General features: G+C 68.1%; 24 protein-coding genes and 4 pseudogenes. 6 read left to right on the plus strand and 22 right to left on the minus strand.

The genetic code is table 11. The annotated features are described in order from the left end of the window. Positions 1-2: 2 nt before the first annotated feature. The 9 genes and pseudogenes from FEF34_RS01080 to FEF34_RS01120 form a co-directional block, all read right to left on the minus strand. Positions 3-1124: a hypothetical protein gene (locus tag FEF34_RS01080; protein WP_138051448.1), complete on the minus strand. Its 1122-nt coding sequence runs from the start codon at positions 1122-1124 to the stop codon at positions 3-5. A 172-nt stretch (positions 1125-1296) separates the two neighbouring features. Beyond that, positions 1297-1953, minus strand: a complete 657-nt coding sequence (locus FEF34_RS01085) for a Crp/Fnr family transcriptional regulator (protein WP_234042201.1) — start codon at positions 1951-1953, stop codon at positions 1297-1299. Between the two features lie 946 nt (positions 1954-2899). After that, a complete protein-coding gene (locus FEF34_RS01090) occupies positions 2900-3226 on the minus strand; it encodes a plasmid stabilization protein (protein ID WP_138051449.1) in 327 nt (108 codons plus the stop codon). Between the two features lie 323 nt (positions 3227-3549). After that, positions 3550-3997, minus strand: a pseudogene (locus FEF34_RS01095) (L-seryl-tRNA(Sec) selenium transferase); the annotation flags it as partial. Positions 3998-4247: 250 nt separating this feature from the next. Beyond that, the gene (gene fmdA, locus FEF34_RS01100; protein WP_138051450.1) at positions 4248-5498 is read right to left on the minus strand and encodes a formamidase; all 1251 of its coding nucleotides are present in this window, start codon (positions 5496-5498) and stop codon (positions 4248-4250) included. 38 nt (positions 5499-5536) lie between these two features. Continuing rightward, entirely contained in the window at positions 5537-6160 is a 624-nt protein-coding gene (locus FEF34_RS01105) for an AmiS/UreI family transporter (RefSeq protein WP_138051451.1), read from the minus strand. 84 nt (positions 6161-6244) lie between these two features. After that, a complete protein-coding gene (locus tag FEF34_RS44080; RefSeq protein WP_138051452.1) occupies positions 6245-6523 on the minus strand; it encodes an FmdB family zinc ribbon protein in 279 nt (92 codons plus the stop codon). A 184-nt stretch (positions 6524-6707) separates the two neighbouring features. Further along, positions 6708-7076 (minus strand): fluoride efflux transporter CrcB, encoded by a 369-nt coding sequence (crcB, locus tag FEF34_RS01115; RefSeq protein WP_138051453.1) that lies wholly within the window; start codon positions 7074-7076, stop codon positions 6708-6710. Further along, positions 7073-7537, minus strand: coding sequence for a fluoride efflux transporter FluC (locus tag FEF34_RS01120; RefSeq protein WP_234042202.1), 465 nt, complete (start codon positions 7535-7537; stop codon positions 7073-7075). Before FEF34_RS01120 ends, crcB begins: the two co-directional genes overlap by 4 nt. 159 nt (positions 7538-7696) lie before the next feature. Between FEF34_RS01120 and FEF34_RS01125 the strand changes: the two genes are divergently transcribed. From FEF34_RS01125 to FEF34_RS01135, 3 genes and pseudogenes are all read left to right on the plus strand, one after another. Further along, on the plus strand, positions 7697-8860 hold the full coding sequence (locus FEF34_RS01125; RefSeq protein WP_138051454.1) for an NAD-dependent formate dehydrogenase: 1164 nt from the start codon (positions 7697-7699) through the stop codon (positions 8858-8860). 239 nt (positions 8861-9099) lie between these two features. Further along, complete coding sequence (locus FEF34_RS01130) at positions 9100-9528, plus strand: hypothetical protein (protein WP_138057205.1); 429 nt, start codon at positions 9100-9102, stop codon at positions 9526-9528. A gap of 136 nt (positions 9529-9664) precedes the next feature. Beyond that, positions 9665-10258 (plus strand): annotated as a pseudogene (locus FEF34_RS01135) (helix-turn-helix domain-containing protein); the annotation flags it as partial. 487 nt (positions 10259-10745) lie between these two features. Here the strand turns inward: FEF34_RS01135 and FEF34_RS01145 are convergent. Then, positions 10746-10898, minus strand: a complete 153-nt coding sequence (locus FEF34_RS01145) for a helix-turn-helix domain-containing protein (RefSeq protein ID WP_138051455.1) — start codon at positions 10896-10898, stop codon at positions 10746-10748. A gap of 176 nt (positions 10899-11074) precedes the next feature. Here FEF34_RS01145 and FEF34_RS01150 point away from each other — a divergent pair, with 176 nt between their 5' ends. Then, on the plus strand, positions 11075-11548 hold the full coding sequence (locus tag FEF34_RS01150; RefSeq protein WP_138051456.1) for an HIT family protein: 474 nt from the start codon (positions 11075-11077) through the stop codon (positions 11546-11548). A 309-nt stretch (positions 11549-11857) separates the two neighbouring features. Here FEF34_RS01150 and FEF34_RS01155 read toward each other — a convergent pair whose 3' ends face one another. The 5 genes and pseudogenes from FEF34_RS01155 to FEF34_RS44445 form a co-directional block, all read right to left on the minus strand. Next, complete coding sequence (locus tag FEF34_RS01155) at positions 11858-12460, minus strand: hypothetical protein (RefSeq protein ID WP_138051457.1); 603 nt, start codon at positions 12458-12460, stop codon at positions 11858-11860. After that, positions 12457-13731, minus strand: a complete 1275-nt coding sequence (locus FEF34_RS01160) for a DUF7224 domain-containing protein (protein ID WP_138051458.1) — start codon at positions 13729-13731, stop codon at positions 12457-12459. Before FEF34_RS01160 ends, FEF34_RS01155 begins: the two co-directional genes overlap by 4 nt. Further along, on the minus strand, positions 13728-14471 hold the full coding sequence (locus FEF34_RS01165; RefSeq protein WP_138051459.1) for an ATP-binding cassette domain-containing protein: 744 nt from the start codon (positions 14469-14471) through the stop codon (positions 13728-13730). The genes FEF34_RS01160 and FEF34_RS01165 overlap by 4 nt, the downstream gene beginning before the upstream one ends. A gap of 105 nt (positions 14472-14576) precedes the next feature. Beyond that, positions 14577-14942 carry a hypothetical protein gene (locus tag FEF34_RS01170; RefSeq protein ID WP_138051460.1) on the minus strand — a complete coding sequence of 122 codons (366 nt, stop codon included), beginning with the start codon at positions 14940-14942 and terminating at the stop codon, positions 14577-14579. Positions 14943-15303: 361 nt separating this feature from the next. After that, positions 15304-15447, minus strand: a pseudogene (locus FEF34_RS44445) (hypothetical protein); the annotation flags it as partial. A gap of 286 nt (positions 15448-15733) precedes the next feature. Here FEF34_RS44445 and FEF34_RS01175 point away from each other — a divergent pair. Together FEF34_RS01175 and FEF34_RS01180 are read left to right on the plus strand one after the other, a co-directional pair. Next, positions 15734-15922, plus strand: coding sequence for a hypothetical protein (locus FEF34_RS01175; protein WP_138051461.1), 189 nt, complete (start codon positions 15734-15736; stop codon positions 15920-15922). Positions 15923-16092: 170 nt separating this feature from the next. Continuing rightward, entirely contained in the window at positions 16093-16764 is a 672-nt protein-coding gene (locus FEF34_RS01180; protein ID WP_234042203.1) for a TMEM175 family protein, read from the plus strand. Between the two features lie 119 nt (positions 16765-16883). Here the strand turns inward: FEF34_RS01180 and FEF34_RS01185 are convergent, their stop codons facing one another. The 7 genes and pseudogenes from FEF34_RS01185 to FEF34_RS01210 all read right to left on the minus strand — a co-directional run bounded on the left by FEF34_RS01185 (position 16884) and on the right by FEF34_RS01210 (position 21013). Continuing rightward, positions 16884-17423: an SMI1/KNR4 family protein gene (locus FEF34_RS01185; RefSeq protein WP_138051462.1), complete on the minus strand. Its 540-nt coding sequence runs from the start codon at positions 17421-17423 to the stop codon at positions 16884-16886. Between the two features lie 96 nt (positions 17424-17519). After that, positions 17520-17699, minus strand: a pseudogene (locus tag FEF34_RS42370) (ATP-binding protein); the annotation flags it as partial. Positions 17700-17737: 38 nt separating this feature from the next. Then, the gene (locus FEF34_RS01195; protein WP_138051463.1) at positions 17738-17953 is read right to left on the minus strand and encodes a hypothetical protein; all 216 of its coding nucleotides are present in this window, start codon (positions 17951-17953) and stop codon (positions 17738-17740) included. Between the two features lie 309 nt (positions 17954-18262). Beyond that, a complete protein-coding gene (locus tag FEF34_RS01200) occupies positions 18263-18577 on the minus strand; it encodes a YkvA family protein (protein ID WP_234042204.1) in 315 nt (104 codons plus the stop codon). An 82-nt stretch (positions 18578-18659) separates the two neighbouring features. After that, entirely contained in the window at positions 18660-19505 is an 846-nt protein-coding gene (locus tag FEF34_RS44085; protein WP_407698247.1) for an FAD-dependent oxidoreductase, read from the minus strand. Continuing rightward, a complete protein-coding gene (locus FEF34_RS01205) occupies positions 19502-19732 on the minus strand; it encodes a hypothetical protein (RefSeq protein WP_138051464.1) in 231 nt (76 codons plus the stop codon). The genes FEF34_RS44085 and FEF34_RS01205 overlap by 4 nt, the downstream gene beginning before the upstream one ends. A 309-nt stretch (positions 19733-20041) precedes the next feature. Next, entirely contained in the window at positions 20042-21013 is a 972-nt protein-coding gene (locus tag FEF34_RS01210; protein WP_138051465.1) for a TerC family protein, read from the minus strand. Between the last annotated feature and the right edge of the window lie 10 nt (positions 21014-21023).

A 21023-nucleotide genomic window follows, 5' to 3' on the forward strand; every position in this document is an offset into this window, starting at 1 on the left:
GGTCACGCCCCCTTCACCGCCGTGATGACGGCGGCCGCGGCCGCCGCGAGAGCGGCCACCGGCTCCACCAGGCCCCGGAAACTGCGCAGGGCGAGCACGAAGCGGTTCCGCCCGGACGGGCCCGAGGCGGCCTCCCGGGTGGCCTCGTCGAGCGCGTGCGAGGCGCCCTCGAAGGTTTCCTCGTCGACCTCGTGCCGCTCGTGCGCCTCCCGCAGCGCCCGGCGCAGCGCGGTGACGTGCGCGAGTAGTTCGGGGTCGGCGGCCGGGCCGTCCCCGCCGTTCACGCTCTGGGTGACGACACCGTCGTTCGTGCCGACGTACTGCTGGGCGACACCACCACTCTGGTAGACGATGGGGCGCTCGTAGTCGTCGGATCGTTCCGCGGTCATATGTGTGCTCCTAACGGTGCGGTCCGGCGCCGTGCACTCCGCCGGGGTGGACGAGGAGTGCTGCGGGGCGGGACGGGCGGTCTCCTCGGCACGGCCCACAGCGACGAGAGGGGGGCCCGCCGCGGGCGAGGCACCGTCGAGTCCGGGCGGGACGGCGTATCCGGGCACCCGGACCCAGACCGTCGCGTCGTGGATCTCCTTGGTGTCGAACCGGACCGGCCGGAAGGAGTCGGTGTCCAGTTCCGGGTAGTCGTGCCGCAGGACGGCGCGATGCCAGGCGTCGGAGATCCCCAGCACCAGGTGGGCGTCCGCGGCGGCGGACAGCGCGTCCCGCAGCGGCTGGTGGTCCACCATGCGGCAGGCCGTGTTGAGGTCCTCGCCGACCCAGCCCCGGCCGTCCCAGCCGACTTCGCCGGAATGCAGCACCACCCGCAGCCGCAGCGCTGCCGTGGCGTTGCTGGTCTGCGCGTGGGCCCGCAGACCGATTCGCAGCCGCGCGACGAAGGGACCGACCAGATCGGTCTTGGCCACCGACCCCGGCAGCAGGAGGAACATCCCGTCGCCGCGGTCAAACGGCCGCGAGGCGCCGAGGCGGTCGATCCCCGCCTCGTCCAGCGCCCGCTCCATCAGTCCGTACAGGCTGTCGCGCAGGAAGGACTGGACGGGGTTGGGCCGGGCGCCGAACTTCTCTATGTCGACGACCAGAATGTTGAAGTATTGCGGTTTAACTGCCACGTGCCGTCAGCCTCTTCTCCCGGTACACGGCGCCCGTGGGGGCGGTGACGGTGCCCGTGGCACACGCCCCCTTCCGGCCCCGCCGCCCGCCGTTGATGTGATCTGGATATCGAGTGCCCGGTGCCGTCCGCAGCGTCATATGACGCAACTCCGGGGTGTCACCGGACCTGTGTCAGCCGGAACCCCATTGCGCCAGCCCTTCGGGATCGGTCACGAGCAGCCGGCCGCGGACTGTGGTGACCAGGCCCTCCTCGTGCAGGTCCCGCAGGATGCGGACCACCGACTCGCGCGAGGTGCCGGCTGCCCCGGCAAGATCCTTCTGGGTGACGACGACGGCGAGCGCGCCGGCCGGAGCAGGCACGGGGACACCGTGGGACACGGCGAGTTCCACCAGTACCCGCGCCACCCGGACGCCGGCAGCGTAGGCTCCCTGGTCGGCCCGCCTGCGGTCGGCGTCGCGCAGCCGCCCGGCCACGGTCCGCAGGACCGCGAGCGCCAGTCCGCCGTGCTCCTCCAGCAGCCGCAGGAACCGGCCGGCGAGCACGGACACCCCGGTCACCGGCTGCATGGCGACGGCGCTCGCCGACCGCGGCCGGCCGTCGAGACAGGACAGCTCGCCGAGCAGCTCACCGGGGCCCCGGACAGCCAGCACGCTGGTGTATCCGTTCGGCGACTGCCGCACGACCTTTACCAGCCCGGCGCCGATCAGGATGACGTCGTCCGGACTCGACCCCTCGGACAGCAATGTCTCGCCCCGGCGCCAGGAACGTTCCCGGCCCGCTTCGTGCATGAGTGTCAGTTCGCCCTGCGTGAAGGGAAGCTGCCGCATCCCGTACCCACCCCCTGTGCCACGGCCGTCGCGCAGGCATATACGACTGATATCGAGCGGGGCGACCACGCCTGAACCGGATGCCGGAACATCACTCTTTCCGATGAACCGTCATCGTTACGCCTACACGGGCATGGCCGATGTGATGGACCCCAAGCCCACCGACTCGCGACCGTCTCTCTCCCCCGGACACCGCGAGCGCCCCCGATACCGTGAACGCCGTCATCACCGAGCCGTCCTCCCCCTGGGACGCAGCAACGCCCACGTGGCCGCCGGGGTCCCGCCTCCCCGACCGGCCGGGACGGGCGGAGAAGAGCCGACCACCCACATCAGCACTGTGAGGCCCGCGGAAGCATCGCCTCCTAGCGCAGCGCAACTGGACTACGTACGACGGACAACGTCAGCCCGTCACGGCGGCCACCTGGACGACCACTGACAAGGTGACCGGCCTCGGGGGAGCAGAATGGGGCCCGCCACGCCCCTCCCCCTGCGCGCTCGCCGGCCTGCTTCCGCCAGGCCCGTCTACACCTGTTTCGCGCCCAGTCGACGCCGAGCGCGAGGGAGATTCGGAAGCTGGGTGCGGGGGTTCGGCTCGGCCGGCCCAGAGGGCGGCTTGTGTGATCTGGTCTTGTGCCAGCCCGCCTTCCACGGCGAGTGCATAGAGGCTGAGGCCCTGGGACTGAGCGGCCAGCACACGGGCGCCATCTTCCCTGCCCACAGTTCTTCGTCCAGGAATGGCGGTCGTCGACGGTGCCGACGGGGCCGTCGGTGGCCATGACGGACCAACCGGTCAGGCACATGCCAGGCCGCCGATCGGGGAACTGGAACTCCAGGTGATGGCTCCGCATGTGGTGGGTCATGGGTCCTCGTCCCCCGGCGCGGAAGCCGGCACAAGCGGGGACGGTGACCGACTGCCGCGTGGTGTCTGCCGGGTCGGCGAGGGCGATCAGCGGCCGAGGGCGTCGCGGAGCTGCTCCTTGTTCATGCTGGAGCGGCCCTCGATGTTCTTCTTCTTGGCCTCTTCGTAGAGCTGGTCCTTCGTGGGCCCCTGGGAGCCGGAGTGGGAGCGCTCCCCGCCCCGCTGGTAGGCGGACTTCGGATCGCCCGTAGAGGTCTTGCTGGAGGACTTCGCCTCCCCCGACCGTGCCCTTTCCTTGTTGACCGTGCGTGCGGCGATCTCCTTCGCACGGCTCTCGGAAGCGCCGCGCCTTTCGGCACCTTCCTTGATGTGCTCGTACTGACGCTCGCGCTTCCTGCTCGATCCTGCCGGCATGACGCCTCATTCCTTCCTGGTCCCTGGTCCGGGCGGCTGCGCGACCCGGGTACCCGGTAGCGTCTTCCTCGACGCTACCGTCAGCCCCCTCCCACTCCACACCCGTCGGCCACGGTCCGCTACCCGGACCCTCGCCGTGCTCTCCCGCCCTCAACGCCCGGTCCGGAGACGCTGGACGAACTCACCGGCGCGCGCAGCTCACCGCGCCGCACCATCTGGGCTCCCAGGCCGGCCGATGGCTGGGTACGGCCTCGCGGCAGCGTCGTCCTCGACGCTGCCGCAGGGACCTGCACGCCACGGCCAGGGTCAGACCGCGATCGCCCGTCCGCGCCGGGTCGCACGAGGGAGGCACCGGCCCGGAGCTGGGTCTCGGCATCGGGTTCGTCCGGCAGCACGGGGAGTGGGCCGAGCAGGCCGGAGCCGATGTCGACGACCACCGGAACGCCGAGGGGCGTCAGGTCCCCGGCGTCGGCGGTCCGGGTGCATCCGGTGATGCGGAAGTTGGAGGGGTGCGCCTTCAGCACCAAGGCCGTCCCAGGGCCGACCGCGGCGGCGTAGTCGCCGACGGTGGTGCGGTTCGTGGTGCCTACCTCGCGCAGCCGGGCTCCGGTGGACACCAGCAGGTCCGGAAGGCGGAAACCGTCCCCGATCTCCACCATCCCCCCGGCTGATCACGATCTCCCTCCCGGCGGCGAGCGCGGTCGCCGCCGGGACGAGGGCGGCGGCGCCGTTGTTCACGACGTGCACGGCCGCGGCCGACGGCACCCGCTCGAGCCTGGGCTTCCTTGCGGACTACCTCCCGGAGCTCACCGCGGTCCTGGGATGAAGCGACCGCGGATCCCCACGGGGTCACAAGCAGCAGGGTCGCCGTCCGTCGCAAGCCCCGACAGACCGTGGCGGCACGGGCATCGGCACATGCGGGACTCGCCGAGAGATCGCCCGGGGCTCGGGGACCGGCCCCCTGCACCGCAGGGCCCCGCGGTCCTTCCGGCCGCGGGGCAGCGTGGTCGTCCGGTGCGGGTCAGGCGCTGCTCACCGCGCACTTGCCGCGGTCGGCCTTCATCGGGCCTTCGGCGGTGGGCCGGACATCGAAGTCGAATATGGCGGTGGGGACGTACAGCGAGCAACAGGCATTGGGAATGTCGACGATACCGCTGATGCGTCCCTCGATGGGTGCGGAGCCGATGAGCAGGTAGGCCTGCTCTCCGCTGTAACCGAACTTCTTGAAGTACTCGACGGCGTTGAGGCAGGCCCGGCGATAGGCCAGCGTCGCGTCCAGATAGAAGTTGGTGTCGGTGTCGTGGTCGACGGAGATCCCGATGAAGGTGAGGAACTCCGTGTACCTGGGCTCGACGTTGCCCGGGACGAACACGGGGTTGGTGGAGATGCCGTACGTCTCCATGCCGCCCTTGATCAGGTCGACGTGGAAGTCGATGAAGCCGCCCATCTCGATGGCTCCACAGAACGTGATCTCTCCGTCGCCTTGGCTGAAGTGCAGGTCGCCGCCGGAGAGTTTGGCGTCCTTGACGTGTACGGGGTAGTAGACCCTCGAACCGCGCGTGAAGTTCTTGATGTCGTGGTTGCCTCCGTTCTCGCGGGCCGGCACCGTACGAGCACCCTCCGCTGCGATGCGGTTGGCGAGGTCGCCGGTCGCCGTGCCGGCGAGGGCGTTGGTGCTGTCCGGAGGTACGGCGAGTGGCGGGACCCGGTTCGGATCGGTGTCGATCAGCGCCTGCTCACGGGTGTTCCATCGGGCGAGCATCTCGGCCGACGGTGCTGTTCCGAACAGCCCGGGGTGGGTGATCCCGGTGAAGCGGATCCCGGGCAGATGGCGGGACACTGCCTGCTGCCCGTGGAAGTCCCATATCGCCTTGTAGGCGTCCGGGAAGTAATCCGTCAGGAAGCCGCCACCGTTGGCCTTGGCGAAGATGCCGGTGTAGCCCCAGTTCTGGCCCGCCATGTCGCCGGTCTGCTGAGGCACGGGACCGAGGTCGAGTATGTCGACGACGAGCAGGTCGCCGGGTTCGGCGCCCTCCACGCCTATCGGGCCGCTGAGCATATGGGGGATGGTCAGGTCGATGTCGCGTACGTCGTTGGCGGAGTCGTTGTTGCCTACCTGGCAGTCGGTCCAATCGCGGCACTCCACACGGAACTCCGCTCCCGGCTTCACCATCGCGACTGTGGGGACGTCCGGGTGCCACCTGTTGTGCCCGGGAACATCCTGATCACGCATCGACTTGCTCTGGTCCACACTGAATACCACTTCGGGCATGACAGCTCCTTATTTCCGATCAGGTCACGTTGGTGTGCTCACGTTTCTGGCCCCGGAGTTGCGGGGGCAGGTTGCCGTGAACTCCGGGTGAGCGGCCATAGCGCCGCGAACACCACGACGCCGAACACCGCCAGAGCAATGGCGATCTCGGTGGGGTGCTTCCAGTAGCCGGAGAGCAGCAGCCCGGCGGGAATCACTCCGGTAACCCAGCCCTGAATGGCCGTGACCCAGCCCGTATATTCCCTCAGGGCATCTATCTTGAGACCGAGCAGCAGGAAGAACAGGAACCACAGGAAAGCCCAGTAGAGCCAGATGACGCCGAAGGCTTGGTCCTTGAAGAGCCTGAAGTTCACGAACGCGTATCCCAGGGCGGAGATGGCCACGAACAGCGAGTAGTAGCCGACACCGGTGCTGTCGAGACCGGTGAGCAGGCCGATACCTACGTAGAGGTAGGTGAAGCCGAACAGATAGATGCCGGACGCCGCCAGGATCTTCATGGGGTCGTCGCCGGCGGTGAAGATGAGGTAGGTCGGTGTCAGTACCTGCAGTGCGCCTACGAAGAGGTTGAACACCGCCCCCGCCTTGGCGTCAACCTTTCCGAGAAGCAGCAATCCGTTGATGAAGAGCACCGCACCGACGAAGAGCAGTCCCACGTTGCCCACCGGGGACGCACCTCCTCAAGCCGTATGGAGACGGAACTACCGAAACCCGTCTGACAACGTTCTCTGCCTTGCCGAAACCCGCCCTCAGGGTCGCGGCAACCTCGAGAGGGCAGGATGCGGGCGCCGTGGGACCCTTTTGCCCGGCGGCACTTCGGAAACCACTGCCGGGGCGTCACGGGAGCGCTCGTCCCGCTCGTGGAGGGCGGCGACCGTGTGCGAGGTCAGCGCGAAGCCGGGCGAGGAGTACACGCGTCGTGCGGTGCCCGTGCAAACAGGGCAGCCGTGACTGGTGGGTGCCGTCCCGATCGCCAACGTCACGTCGAAAGGCCCACAACGGCTGCATAGGTATTCATAGGTTGCCATCAACAGCCTCCGGGTGCCGGTGGGTGCTGGCAAACCAGGTAAAGTGTGGCGTCGCTCTGATCAGCGTCTGCCACGACGTGTCTTCTCCTTCAAGGAGACGACTCGCGAATCCGCCTGTCAAGTCCCGGACATCCGGGCCGCGCTGTTCCCCGGACGGCGTTCTCAGGACGGTCCGACTGCGGTCTCAGAACGTCCCGGCGGCAAACCCGGCCGCAGCCGCGGGCAATCCCACCGCGAGGCTCGACGCGCCGTACAACAGCGATTTCCCGACCCCGCCTTGCTCGCACAGACGGACCAACTCGTAACTGAATGTGGAAAACGTCGTGTAGGCCCCGCAGAAACCGGCACCGACGATGGTCAGGACTTGTTCGGGCAGCCCGTGCCGCGTCCAGAGGCCCACGAAGAGCCCCAGGACGAACGAGCCCGTGATGTTGATCAGCCATGTGCCACGCGGAAACGCACCTGGCTTCCGGTACCGCACGTACTGGTCGAGCACGTACCGCGCGACCGCCCCGAGAGCCGCCGCCGCCCCGACACCGAGCAGAGTGATCATCTTGCCCTCCGGAACCAGCTCCCGGTCCGGGCGCGGCCGCTGGTCCAGGTCATTGCCTTCCGACCGACGGCCAGGCCCAGCACGGTGGCGGCCAGGCCGGCCAGCAGACTGCCGAGAACGTTGAGCGCCGCGAGGGTGTAATGGCCGTCGCACAGAAGGCGATCGGTGTCGACCATCCAGGTCGAGAACGTGGTGTACGAACCGAGGAACCCGACGGCGGCGAACGGCCGTACGTACCAGGACCGCGGCAGGCTCTCCATCACGTACACCAGCAGCAGCGCCAGCAAGAACGCCCCGGTCACATTGACGACGAACGTCGTCAGCGGAAACGTCCCCGCAGACGTGGGGAACGCCAGCCCCAGGGCGTAACGGGCCGTCCCGCCCAGCAGCCCGCCCAGCGCGATCACAGCCAGGACCCCCCCGGGCACACGGGGCCGGAAGGGCTCGCGTCGAGTCGTCAACGAAACGTCCGCATCTCTATCCACCGGCACACCCGCCTCAATTATCCACGGGATTGCAGGGCCGACACCCGCTCGACTATGATCAAGATCATCGGTGCAGACTCGTTTTCGGGCCCGAACGGTCTACCGGATCAATGGCCACACCGATGGAGGACGGCCATGGCAAAGATCCTTGCGGTGCTCTATCCGGATCCCGTGGGCGGTTATCCACCCGAGTACGCCCGCGACGAGATTCCCACCATCACCGGCTACCCGGGCGGTCAGACCGCGCCGACCCCGCAAGCCGTCGATTTCACCCCGGGGCAGCTCCTCGGCTGCGTATCGGGGGAACTGGGACTACGCCGCTTCCTGGAGGAACGCGGCCACACGTTCATCGTCACATCCGACAAGGAAGGCAGTGACTCCACGCTCGACCGCGAGCTGCCCGACACCGACGTGGTGATCTCGCAGCCATTCTGGCCCGCCTATCTGACCCCCGAGCGGATCGCCGCGGCTCCCCGGCTCAGACTCGCGATCACGGCGGGGATCGGATCGGACCACGTCGACTTGCCGAGCGCCATCTCGCACGGCATGACGGTGGCGGAGATCACCTACAGCAACAGCATCAGCGTGTCCGAGCACGCCGTGATGCAGATTCTGACCCTGGTGCACGACTACATGGCCGCCCACGAGTGGGTGACCACGAAGAAGGGCTGGAACATCGCCGACGCCGTCGCGCGCAACTACGACATCGAGGGCATGGACGTCGGGGTCCTCGGCTCCGGCCGTATCGGCCAGGCGGTGCTCCGCCGCCTCAAGCCGTTCGATGTCAGGCTGCACTACAGCGATGTGCACCGGCTGCCCAAGGAGGTCGAGGAGGAACTGGAGCTGACGTATCACCCCGACGCCCGCTCGCTGGCCTCCTCGGTCGACGTGCTGTCGATCCATACCCCCCTGCATCCGCAGACGCAGAACCTCTTCGACGACGAGCTGATCGGGGGCATGAAACGCGGCTCGTACATCGTCAACACGGCACGCGCGCTGATCGTCGACCGGGACACGGTGGTGCGGGCCCTGAACAGCGGCCAGCTGGCCGGTTACGCAGGTGACGTGTGGTACCCACAGCCACCACCACCCGACCATCCCTGGCGCACCATGCCGCACGAAGCGATGACACCGCATGTGTCCGGTTCGACCCTCTCCGCACAGGCACGCTACGCGGCCGGTACCCGGGAGATCCTGGAGTGCTGGTTCGACGGACGTCCCATCCGCCCGGAGTACCTGATCGTCGACGGCGGCGGTCTCGCCGGGACCGGTGCGCGGTCCTACACGGTCACCGGATAACAAATAGCAGTCGCGGACAACAAATCAGCGGGAGATTCCGCGAAGGATCCACATACGCGGCGAGTCCCCGTTTGCCGCTGTGAGCGGACTCACGCCGAATTCACTGGACTGGCGGGCGCAAGGGTTTTAGCGTCCTTAAATAGTTTGTTCTTTCACTATGCGAAGGCACCGGCGCCGCGCATACTGTTTCGCAGGTGAACAAGGCGAAGGAACGCCGGGAAGGTGGGTCAGTGAGCAGCATGGACGCCGTGTGGGTACGGGGCGTGAACGGCATTCAGTTGCATCACGTGACCGACCTTCAGGATGCCGGCAGATTTCTCGGCAACGCAGCGATGGCACTGCGCGCCGCACACGTGAGGACGGGCGCCGACCGTTACGTCGGACTCGCCACAGAGCTCAAGGCCCTGGTGGAGCGGGTGCGCGAGTTGGAGGACGAGGCGCGGTCGAGCATGCACGACCTGCATTCCAGCGACCCCGAGCGGTTCGCCCGCTGCCGGGACGGCCACGAGCCCTGGCCCGGCGAGATTCCGGCGGGGTTCATTCCGCGCCACACCTGCAGGGACGAGTGCCTGTACCACGACCGCGACGTCCTCAACGCGATCATGCAGTGCACCTGCGGCCGGCCGCCATGCCAGGCGTGTGAGATCGGCGGGCCGCTGACGCCCTGACCACAGGCACGCCCTAGGTGTTCCTGTCCCGGGAGGTTGTGGACGGTGAGGCAGATCCCGGCTGAGGGATCTTGAACGGGTGAGGGCCTTCCGGTTCGGTGTGGATTGCGACGTCTACACCAACAGAAAGGCCCTCGTGCCCCACCGTAATGCACCCCTGACCGAGACCGGGCGGCTACGCCTGGCCCGCTGCGTGGTCGAAGACGGCTGGCCGCTGCGGCGGGCCGCCGAGCGTTTCCAGGTCTCGCCGACCACGGCCCGGCGGTGGGCCGACCGCTATCGCGTTCACGGGGAAGCGGGCCTTGCCGACCGGTCCTCCCGCCCGCACCACAGCCCGCGCCGGACCCCGACCCGCACCGAACGCCGGATCATCAAGGTCCGCGTCCTGCGCCGGTGGGGCCCGGCCCGCATCGCCCACCTGCTCCACCTGGTGCCCTCCACCGTGCACCGCGTCCTGACCCGCTACCGACTGGCCCGGCTCACCCACCCGGACCGGGCCACCAGCCACGTCATACGCCGCTACGAACGCGAGCGTCCCGGCGAACTCGTGCACGTCGACATCAAGAAGCTCGGCAACATCCCCGACGGCGGCTCCCACAAAACCCTCGGCCGCCGGGCCGTACGCAAGAACCGCAAGAACGCCGGCTACAGCTACCTCCACACCGCGGTCGATGAACACTCCCGCCTCGCCTACAGCGAGATCCACGCCGACGAGAAGAAGGAAACCGCCACGCGCCATCGCGGTGGACGGCAAATCCCTGCGGGGCGCCATCCCCACCGACGGCCGAGCAGCGGCCGGAACGCGGTGATCTCGTTGCTCTCGGCGTCGACCTCGCGCTGGGCGAGCCCGATGCCACCGACTGCGCGGCCGCGCCCGGCGGCCGACTGACCGAGGACGTCTGGAACACGACCGCGCCGCTGGACTACCAGCCCTACAGCTACTCCAAGCTGCCGGCCGAACGGACGGCATGGGACATCGCCGAGGCACAGGACCGCTGGCGACTGGTCGTCGTCAACCCGTCCCTGGTCATCGGCCCCTCGATCAACGCGCAGCCCACGTCCGAGAGCTTCTCGATAGTCCGGCAGCCCGGCGACGGCACCATGCGCCGTGGCGCTCCCAGGGCCGTACGGAGAGCCGACCTCCTTCCACCGCGCCCTGCGCCGGTGGACAGGCGAGACACCAGGCGGCCTGCGCCCCCGCGTGAACGCTCCCGTACTCAGCGGTCGGCACTGATCCGCGACGGCGTCAGCCCGGTCCAGGAGCGGAATGCGGGGTAGCAGGAATCGGGCCGCTCGTATCCCAGGAGACAGGCGATGTCCCCGGCACTCGCCCGGACGCCGAGGATGTCGCGGGTGCCGTCCACGGTCACCGCCGCCACCACCACATAGATCGGCGAGACGAGCCGCCGGTCAGCCGGCTTCTCTGGGGGTAACCGTGTGGAGCGAGGCGAGTGGAGACCATTCCATGCAGCTCAGCGCCGGTGCGAACGACAGTATCGAGTGCAACACCTGTGGCGCTACTTGATGTCGGGTAAGGTCGCCGATCATGAGCGATGACTGGCGGAAGGACCGGATCGGCAGCGCTCTTCGGGGTGAGAACCCCGCGGTGCTCCGGAAGTTGGAAGCGGGAATCGCGGTGATCGGGGACGTCCAATTCCTGCCGGGATACTCGGTGCTCCTGGTCGATGACCCCTCGGTAGAGCGGCTGTCGGAGCTTCCGAAGAGTAAGCGCCTGGCGTTCCTCTCCGACATGGACAAGCTGGCTGAGGCCGTCGAACGCGCTTGCAGGCGGCTGGACCCGGCTTTCCGACGGGTCAATCTGGAGATCCTGGGGAACACCGATCCGTTCCTGCATGCGCATGTGTGGCCGCGGTTCGAATGGGAGCCCGCCGATCTTGTGGGCCGACCGGTGTGGCTGTATCCGCGTGAGAGGTGGCATGACGAGCAGCATGTGCTCGGTCCACAACACGACGCGGTGCGCCAGGCGATCGCTGATGAGCTGGACCGCCTCGCCCTCTGATGTCTGTGGGACGTCACCGAGATCGGCATCCGCTCCTACCGCCTCGGCAGCGCGAGGCGATAGGGCTGCGTTCCGTCAACAAGCCGCGGACACGGAAACCGGTTTGTGTCCTTGGTTGACCTTCTCCATGACACGATCGCGGAGGAGTTCGTACTCCTCTGCGGAGCCTGCGCCACTCGGTGATGGTCGGGCGGAGAGTGACGATGCCTCCGGCGACGATCTCCTCCGGCCGGAACTGCTCTCGGGTGAGGTCGAGGTGGTGGTGTCCTTCACGCCCGGCGGAGGTTGCGCAGGGTGAGGTATGGGCGCCTACTGGAATGTTGTGATCAGGGGTGTGGTGTTTCGTCTGATCAGTGCGATGGCCGTGCCGGCGCAGAGGGTCGCGAGGGCGAGGGCGAGGGCGAGGACGGAGTCGCCCTCGTAGAGCAGCCAGGCCCATGGCTGGGGGTGTCCGCCTGTGCGCCAGCCGGCTGCTGCGCAGATGAGGGGCACGGTGGCCAGTGCGGCTCCTGCGAGGCGATGGCCGAGCAGGGGTGTCAGGAGCAGCGCGAGGCCGATGTATCCGGCGGTGTTGCGGCCGAGGACGAGGGCGATGTCGGTGGGCCACAGGAGGTGGCAGAGGGTTGCCGCCGCCAGGGTTGTGGTGGCGGTTGTCAGAGCCAGGGCCACGTCCCAGGTGTGGAGTGGGCGGATGGCGACGCTTTCCGTGCGCTGATCTGCGCGTCCGCTGCCGTAGAGGAGTAGGACGGCTGGGACGAGGGTGATGAGGTGGCCGACGAGGAAGTGTCCTGCTTGACCGGCCAGTGCCGGTACGGGCAGTTCTGCGCTGCCGATGAGCAGGCCCAGCGTGAATGTGGCGGTGGTTCCTGCGAGGAGTGCGGGCAGGGCCCGTAGTTTGAGCCACCAGATCATCGCGGGCTCCCGGCGATGGCGAGCTGGGGCGGGGTGCTGCAGGACTGCAGGGCTTTGCGGTTGCGCTCGTACCAGTCGAGCTGCGCTGGGCGCGGCTGTTTCATCACTGCCGTGGCGAGGCGGGCTTCCTCGGGCCCGAATCGGCCTGCGACGACGTCGGAGGGTTCGCCGGCGGTCGCGTACAGCCAGGCTGCTACGGGGCCGGCGGCTTCGGCGGCCGGGTACGGTTCACCGTTCAAGGCGCAGGTGGGTGGTTCGGGCAGGAGCCCGGAGGCGACGCCTGAGGGAATGTCTGCGAGGCGGGGGTTGGTGGGAATGCCGAGTTTCGCCGTGCCGGGCGAGGGATGTTGGGCCATGGTGAGGGTGGCGGGCATGCTGACGCCGGCCTTGCGCAGCCGGTCCACGGACTTGGCGGCTTCGCGGTGCACGAGTGGCTGGTCGTCCACTTCGGGCCACAGGCAGATGCGGGGCTGCTGTCCTTCGCAGACCAGGGCGCTGGTGTCGCGTGCCTGGACGGGTTCGGGTCCCAGGTCGCGGGCGATGTAGGCGGCGAGTCCGAATCCCGACGCGGCCAGGACGACGGCGGCGGCCAGGGCCGGGACGTGTCCTTGTCGCTGGATGGTGAGGGTCGCGGCCAGGCACACGGCCACGGTGAAGACGGCTGCGCTCCACAGGGCTCGGTCATCGAGGACGGTGTCGGCGGCGCAGCAGCTGTCGAGGCCTCCTCCTACGAGGTGGCGGAGCCAGTAGATACTCCAGGAGGAGGGGTGGGCGTTGAGGAAGAAGCCGGCGATGAGGGCGAGGGGTGCGGCCAGGACGCCGGACATCGTGCGGCCGATGAGGTAGCCGGCGAGGGTGTTGGCGGTGATGACGGTGAGGGAGATCAGGATGACGCCGAGATCGGGGATGCCCCAGCCGGTGTCGGCTGCTGATGCGGACAGCAGCAGAGCGGTGACCATGCCGAGGGTGCCCATGACGGCCACGGGCAGCAGGACGGGGACGGTGATGGCCAGGGGACTGCGTACGGGTGCCTGGTCGAAGACCGCCCCGCGGTGCAGGCGGGCTCCTTCCCATGCCGCGGTGGCTGCGCATGCGGCGCTGACGAAGGGCAGCGCGAACGTGGAACTGCCGGTGGCCGAGGGCCAGTAGTGGGGGGTTACCCAGGCTGACAGGTCGTCACCGAGGGCGACGAGCACGAAGCCGAGCAGGAACGGCATCACATAGGTGGCCGCGGAGGAGCGGAGGGTGGTTCGCAGCAGCACGGGGCTCATGCCTCCCGGCCGACGAGCTGGGCGTAGGCGGCTTCCGCCTGCCCTCGAGGGGATTCCGCGCCGGCGGCGAGGGCATGGAATTCCTGGGTGGTGCCCTGAAAGCGCACGGTGCCGCGGTCGAGAACGATGACGTGGCTGTAGAGGTCGGCGAGGTCCTCGGTCTGGTGGGTGGAGACCAGTACCTGCACGCTCTGGCCGAGTTCCTCCACCAGCGAGCGGAAGACGGCCCGCTGCTGTGGGTCGAGACCGGCGGTCGGTTCGTCCATCAGGATCAGTTCACTGCTGTGCGTGAGGGCGCCCGCGATGCCCATGCGGCGCAGTTGGCCGCCGGAGACCTGGTGGCTCTTGCGGTCACTCAACTCCCCCAGGCGGACCCGTTCAAGGGCACGCGCGGAGGCCTCCCACGCGGTGGTGCGCGTGAGGCCTTTGAGCCAGCCGGCGTAGGCGACCTGCTCGCGGACGGTGAGTCCGGGCACGGGGGTGATCTGCTGCGGGATCCAGGCGACTGCTTTGCGGTAGGCGGTCCGCTCGCGCCGGGACGCAGGCGCGACGTCACGCCAGCTGATCCGCCCGCGTACGGGCGTCAGCTGGGATGCGGCCAGCGCCATCAGCGTGGACTTGCCGGCCCCGTTGGGGCCGAGCAGGACGGTCGCCGGGCTGTCGACGCGCAAGCCGAGGCCGGAGAAGACGTCCGTCCTGCGTCCGTAGCGGAAGCAGAGATCGGTGAAGACCAGAGCCATGTGTGGGGCGCAATCCGCCGATCCCGCGCAGCGCAGGAGCGGCATTTGTTCGAGGGGCGGGTGTACTGGCGCAGCGCCGGGACACCCGAATTATGGCGATGCCGGTCAGTACCTGGTCACGACGCGGTTGACATCGAGGATGCTGTCGTATGCGAAGCCGGCGAGCTCGGAGTAGTACGTCCCGCTGACCTTGTCGCCCCACGAGACCGTGTTGCAGTAGTTGGTTCTGGTGCCCTGGTCGTCGTCCGGGCCGAACACGTCCTTCCAGAGCTTCACCTGGGCGGCGCTGAAACGGTTCGAGTCCGTGCTGCACCCGGGGAACGCGACGCTGGTGCTGACGGCGTCGCTGTTCCGGTCGGTCCAGCGTCGAGACTCCTTGCCGGAGGTCCAGTTGGCGATGTACGAGCTCCAGCTGCCTTCCGCGAAGGCCGGCGTCGCCCCGGCGAGACCGAGGAGCGCTGCTCCGGCCACCAGGCCACGAGCGAGACGGTGACTGTTTGCGTGCGCAGTGCTTCCCCTCCGTAGATTGACGCCCCAGCGGCAGGGCGTCACATGGGCAGGCGGAGGGAGGGTGCGCTCGCCTCCCCCCGGTGCGGCGCAGCCATGTGACCGGCTGTGCCTGGCGATTGCCCCGTGACCGTAGCAGTGAATGCTCGACCACCAGGAGCCTTTTTCGAATCCCTGTCCGAATATCGTCGGTTGAGGTGTCCAGACCGACGGAGCCGTGCGAGTACCCGTCTACGATCTCGGGAAGCACCAGGCTTCGAGGACCGAAGGGGAGCTTCGTAACGCAGTTTGTGCGGCACCAGCGGGTGACTGCGTACGTGGGGTATCACGCTTCGGGCTGCAGGAGTCCGACGACGCTGATGGCTTCCGGGTCGTACTCGGGTTCCGCGGCGCCTTCGTGGGTACTGGCGAAGGGGTATACATCACACTCGTTGCCGCCGTTGGTACAGTTGCGCCCCCAGTAGCGTTTGCACTGCGCACACCACTCCCCCGGCTGGGACCTGTCGTTCCTTCACAATGCCTTGGTGGACGCGGCGATGTCCTGCTTGACGCTCGTCTGCATTCCGCGGCGGGAGCAAGCCGAGACCTGGTGGCCGAGGTGCGCCGGGTGCTGCTGCCGGCGGCCGCTTTGCCATCCTCAACGCCCACCCCGGCCACGCCGGGGGGACCTTCGACCGCTTCCAGATCGGTCCACCGGTGCGGCCTACCGGCGGGCGACCGACACCGGTACGGCTGCATCGACGGACGGCGCGTGGGTGACAATCGTGGACACGTACTGGCCTGCCGAGAGCTACCACGAGGTGCTGAGCGACGCAGGCTTCGCCCTCGTGTGGCGGACTCTACCGCGGCTGGCCGACGTCCAGCGGCGGCACGCCCCGGGCCACCGCACCCGAGCGCTGGGGGACGGAGTCGACGACGCCACCGTTCCTCCTGGTCGTCGGTGAGAAGTGAGTCCGCTGCCTGCCTGCCGCAGGCACCGGAGTCAGTCACGCGGGCCATCGCGCATGCAGATCCGCTCGGCCCGGGAAGGTCGGACACGAGCTCGAGGCCCGTGTCCGGAGGACACGGGCCTCGACTGCCCGTCACCGGGCTCATTGCGGTCTAGCGTGCGGTCATGACTGTGATCGGTACGGACAGCACGGGCGACATGTATGAATCGCCTTACGCGGAGAGCCCGGCGCGGCTGGTCGCTCTGTCCGACGGGATTTACGCCATCGCCATAACGCTACTGGTGCTCGATGTCTCCATCCCCGAGGGCTTGAACGCCACCGGCTTCCGGCACGAGTTGAGCCAGGTCTGGCCCAAGCTCGGTGCCTACGCGCTCAGCTTCGCCGTTCTCGGCGCCTTCTGGCGCGACCAGCGCCAGATCCTCCATCAGGTGCGGCGTGCCGACATCCTCACGGTACGCCTGACCCTCGCCAGCCTGGGCGCGGCCGCACTGCTGCCGTTTCCCACCGCGTTGCTGTCCGAGTACGGAGGCGAGCAGCCACTGGCCGTGTCCTCCTATGTAGCCACCATCGCTGTGATCAGCCTGCTGCACCTCGCGCTTTTCACCAGCATCTGGAGGCGCGAACGCCTTCAGGCCCGAACGATCCCCGACCGTGTCGGCTGGACCACCGTTACGGAGCAGAGCGCGGTCGCCCTGCTCTGCGCGGCATCAGTGGTGATCGCCTTCGCCGTCTCCCCTCGGGTGGCGCTGGGGACCTGGCTTCTGTCACTCCCCCTCAAGCATGCGATCCGCTGGCGTAGCCGAACACGCGGTACATCCAGCACGTGGCTTCGTTGATCTCTAGGAACTGCGTTTGACGTCCGGTTCCGGAGGCAGTTGGTGATCAACTGGCTCACGGATCTCGATGAGAAACGACGGCACTGTCGTGTCCGCGAACGGGGGCTGCCTGCCGCTCGTCAGAGCGGCCGGCCGTCGAAGGGGCGGCCGCCGGAGCCGGGCTTGAACGTCGTTCCGAGGTCGTACTGCGCGATCCCGAACGGTTGAAAATCGGCATCGGCAAGGATGCGGTAGAGGAACTCAGAGGTGGATATGTCGTACCGGTGCCATGGGCCGCCGTCATGGGACCGCGCGAGGACGGGGTAATCGCCCGGCCGCTCGGCATCGATCAGCCAGCAGTACTCGTCGGCCCATTCGGTGGAGCCCCACTCAACCAGCCCCTTGCCGCCCGGCGCGTGGATGGCATAGGGATCGACGGCGGAGACGTCTCCGTACTGGCTGTCCTGGTCGACCGACAGGGAGACCCGCCACTGTGTCAGGAAGTCGAACAAGACGCCCTCGTCGCGCCCCAGAAAGTAGACGGAATCGCTGAAGACGCCGCCGCCGAACACCTCGCAGAGCGCCATGTAGTCCGCTGGCAGCGGAACCCCCAGCTCGCCCTTGATTGCCGCCCAGTCGACGGAGATCCCGAGCGGCTTCCACCCGGTCAGTTCGATCACTCGCTGAACCCACATACAGCAATCTTTTGGCACCGGTCTCCGTTCCGGTGTCCCTCAACCCCCTCGTCGTCACGCCAAGATCGGCAGCTATCGCGCTCAGCCGGCCTTGGCGCCTTCCTCAGCCCGGGCTCGTGTGCTCGCGAGGCGGTAGGAGTCGGTGCCGGTCTCGATGATGGTGCCGTTGAACGTCAGCCGGTCGACGATGGCCGCTCACAGCCGCGGATCCGTGAACGTCTTCGTCCAGCCGCCGAACGACTCATTCGAGGCGGCGCTCATCTTCGGCGGGAGCGGATGCCGCAGTGCTTGAAGGCGCTCTAACAGCGCTCGTGACAGAGGCGCACGAGGCGATCGGCGGGGTAGCGGTGGGCGTCCAGCAGCGTGACCACCAGGCGGTAAGTGCCTGCGAAGCCGCTGCCGTCCGCGCAGGTGACGCTGACCTGGGCCTCGATGATGCGTACCGGGACGCCGCCGATGGCCGACAGGTAAGGGGAGATCCAGGGCGTGCGGTCAGGCACGGGGCGCGCTGGCATGCAGGCGAAGCGCCCCGTAGCCGCCGCCCGTCCCGGCGGGCCGCAGCATCCTATAAGCCCGCGAGAGCGGCGGCGGCGTGTCCGGAGATGTTGTCGGAGAGCGTTCGGATCCGGGCGAGAGCAGCTGCTCGGGTGTTCACCCGTCCGCCAGAGAACACGCTCCCGTGCCCGTCGGCAGAGACCACCACGGGGTCCGTACCGCCCGCCCGTGAACGGTGACCCACACCGACTCAAGGGCGGCGCGCCGCCGGCCCCGGCCCGTTCCCGTTGGGCAGTGGTGGAGCGAGCGGTCGTCGTGCGCGGGGCGGGCTACCTGGCCGTGATGCCGGCCCGCTCGGCCGCCTTGTTCAGCGAGTGCAGGGCGGCGAAGAGGATGCCGATGTCGTCGAGGTAGATCGGATCGGGCAGCAGGTCGATCGGACAGATCGCGTAGACGATCGACGCCCAGAACGCGAACTTGTTCTGGAACGGCACTTCCTCGCTGCTCAGCAACTGGAAGCTCTTCCGCAGTCTCAGGATCAGGGTGATGACTACACCGAGCATTGCGATGACGGCCAGACTGCACATGATGGCGGCCAAGTAGAGCCAGTTCTCCACGACTTCCCCCGTATCCCCCTCATTCACTCACCGTGTCCCCACGGTAGCGGTCTGCGATCCGGGTGTCAGCGAGTTCCACCGTTGCCGTGGCGACGAGGGGACGGTGATGTCACCGGGCGGGGTGGCTGTTCCCCGTGCGCCGCCGCGGATGGACTGCTCGCCGTCCGCCCACCTTGTACATCCTCGGAGACCGAGCATGAGCCCCTGCCACGACGCCGTTCGCCGCGCCTGGACGTCGAACCGCGCCCGGGCGAAGGCAGTGAGGGCGATGTCCGGCTTCTCCCCCAGGGCCAGCTGAGCTAGGCACTCCCCGATCGCCGGGGCGAACTCTGAAACCGTGCCCGGAGCATGAGGCGGAGTACACGAGCCGCGGCGCGGACCGCACCCGGTCGATGACGAAGCGACCGTCCGGCGTCATCGTGTAGAAGCACATCGCGGACCGCACGGGCTCGGGGTCGATTTCAGGCAGGAACCGCGACACCGCCTCGACGAGCTCGTCCTGCCGCGTCGACCCGACCGGGTGAGGAGTCGGGTCGGACGGATCGCCCGGGGTCTGCCGCCTGTTGTGGAAGCCGATCTTGACCTCCCGGCCGCCGCGGCCCCGCTCCGGGCAGCTGTGGACGACACCCCCGGAAGCCGACTCGTAGACGAACGCGGGCATCCCCTCGTCAGCCCTGGGGACTCGGTGGTGTCGCCCATGAAGAGGCCGCCGGTGCGCACGGTCAGGACGTCGCCGTGCGCTCTCTCGAGTTCGCTCCACATTCGATCGGCCCGGTCCAGGAGCGGCAGGTACGACGTTCCCTCCCCGTACGTGCGCCGGAAGATGCGGCTCGCCGTGGGAGGGGCCGACCGGGGGGTCGGGCATGCGCGTCGACGGCGAGGACGGAAGCTCCGCGCGCCGCCAACGGTGAGACGGTGGCGGATCCGGATATCCCCAGGCCGACGACGACGTCATAGGTGCTGGTCACGAACGGTGGTTCCGTTCATCAATCTCGTGGACGGCTGCTGGTTCTTCGGCTGTCGGCGCCGCTCACCGAGAACGGCCTCCAGGACGAGGGAGACGAGCGAGAGCCAGACCAGTGCGAAGCAGACGAAGGTGTTGGCGGACGGCACCTGTCCGTAGACGCTGAGAGCGATGACGAGCTGGGCGGTCGGGTTCAGGTACTGGACGAAGCCGGACACGGTCAGGGTGATGGCCTTCTCGCCGAGCGAGAAGAGCCAGAGCGGAGTGACGGAGATCAGCCCGCAGAGCCCGCATTCGGTTTCGTCTTCATCCGTTCACTCCCCGAGATTCCGGTACCAGACGGGCCGCCCCTCTCGGGCCCCCGCTCAGGAGTCCCGTGTCGGTCTTCGGCCATACGGAGGAGCTGCCGGGGTGGGACAACTGCGAGTCGCGGCCGATGCTCTCACCGTCACCGAGGTGGGGAACGGGACACGGCCTTTGTCCCGTCGGGGCCGCCGGCAGGGCCGCGGTGGTGATGTGCGATGCGGTCATGGCTCGTCGTGGCGCTGCGCGCCGGAGCCGCCTGACGGTGCGGGGCGCAACACGCTGAGCACAACGGATGTGATCAGCACGGCAGCGATCACTGCGAGGCTGACGAGCGCGTGCACCTCGGGAATGCTGAGGCCGATGGTTTCGTGGGCGGCTTGAAGGGCCAGTTTGACGGCGATGAAGGCCAGGATCAGCGCCAGGCCCTTGCTGAGGTAGTGGAAGCGGTTCAGCAGGTCGGCCAGCAGGAAGTACAGGGCGCGCAAGCCGAGGATGGCGAATGCGTTGCTGGTGTAGACGATGAAGACATCGCTGCTGACCCCCAGCACGGCGGGCACGCTGTCGATGGCGAAGACCAGATCGGCGCCTTCGACCGCCGCGACGACGGCGAGCAGTGGAGTGGCGACGAGCCTGCCGTTCTCCCTGAGGAAGAACCGTTTCCCGGCGTAGTCGTCCCGTACGGGCACGAACTTGCGCAGGAGACGTACGGCGATGCTCTTTCCGGGGTCGACGCTGCCCTCCCCCGTGGTGAGAATCTTGTACGAGCTGTAGAGCAGGAAGGCGGCGAAGACGAACATCACGGCGGCGAAGCGGCTGACGACCGCCACTCCGGCGGCGAGGATCAAGCCGCGGAACACCAGGGCCCCCAGAACACCGAGGAACAGCACGCGGTGCTGGTACTCCCGGGGCACCTGGAAGTAGCCGAAGATCAGGGCGAAGACGAAGAGGTTGTCGGCCGACAGACTCTTCTCCAGCAACCAGGCGGTCGTGTACTCCACACCGGCGGTGGTGCCGACCACGAGGTAGACGACCACGCCGAACACGATCGCCAGGCCCACCCAGATCGAGCTCCATACGGCGGCCTCCTGTACGCCGATGACGTGTGCCTTCCGGTTCATCAGCAGATCGACCGCCAAGGCCACCGCAACGGTGACGGCGAACACGATCCAGAGCCACAGCGGAACATCGTGCACGAACTCAACC

The sequence above is a fragment of the Streptomyces marianii genome (assembly GCF_005795905.1).
Classification (GTDB): Bacteria; Actinomycetota; Actinomycetes; order Streptomycetales; family Streptomycetaceae; genus Streptomyces; species Streptomyces marianii.

Coding starts and splice junctions, on each gene's coding strand:
- FEF34_RS44080 (WP_138051452.1), bottom strand. CDS start 6,523: ATGGCAACCTATGAATACCTATGCAGCCGTTGTGGGCCTTTCGACGTG.
- FEF34_RS01130 (WP_138057205.1), top strand. CDS start 9,100: ATGGACGCCGTGTGGGTACGGGGCGTGAACGGCATTCAGTTGCATCAC.
- FEF34_RS01180 (WP_234042203.1), top strand. CDS start 16,093: ATGACTGTGATCGGTACGGACAGCACGGGCGACATGTATGAATCGCCT.
- FEF34_RS01155 (WP_138051457.1), bottom strand. CDS start 12,460: ATGATCTGGTGGCTCAAACTACGGGCCCTGCCCGCACTCCTCGCAGGA.
- FEF34_RS01160 (WP_138051458.1), bottom strand. CDS start 13,731: ATGAGCCCCGTGCTGCTGCGAACCACCCTCCGCTCCTCCGCGGCCACC.
- fmdA (WP_138051450.1), bottom strand. CDS start 5,498: ATGCCCGAAGTGGTATTCAGTGTGGACCAGAGCAAGTCGATGCGTGAT.
- FEF34_RS01085 (WP_234042201.1), bottom strand. CDS start 1,953: ATGCGGCAGCTTCCCTTCACGCAGGGCGAACTGACACTCATGCACGAA.
- FEF34_RS01150 (WP_138051456.1), top strand. CDS start 11,075: ATGAGCGATGACTGGCGGAAGGACCGGATCGGCAGCGCTCTTCGGGGT.
- FEF34_RS01165 (WP_138051459.1), bottom strand. CDS start 14,471: ATGGCTCTGGTCTTCACCGATCTCTGCTTCCGCTACGGACGCAGGACG.
- FEF34_RS44085 (WP_407698247.1), bottom strand. CDS start 19,505: ATGACGTCGTCGTCGGCCTGGGGATATCCGGATCCGCCACCGTCTCAC.
- FEF34_RS01195 (WP_138051463.1), bottom strand. CDS start 17,953: ATGCCAGCGCGCCCCGTGCCTGACCGCACGCCCTGGATCTCCCCTTAC.
- crcB (WP_138051453.1), bottom strand. CDS start 7,076: ATGATCACTCTGCTCGGTGTCGGGGCGGCGGCGGCTCTCGGGGCGGTC.
- FEF34_RS01090 (WP_138051449.1), bottom strand. CDS start 3,226: ATGCCGGCAGGATCGAGCAGGAAGCGCGAGCGTCAGTACGAGCACATC.
- FEF34_RS01125 (WP_138051454.1), top strand. CDS start 7,697: ATGGCAAAGATCCTTGCGGTGCTCTATCCGGATCCCGTGGGCGGTTAT.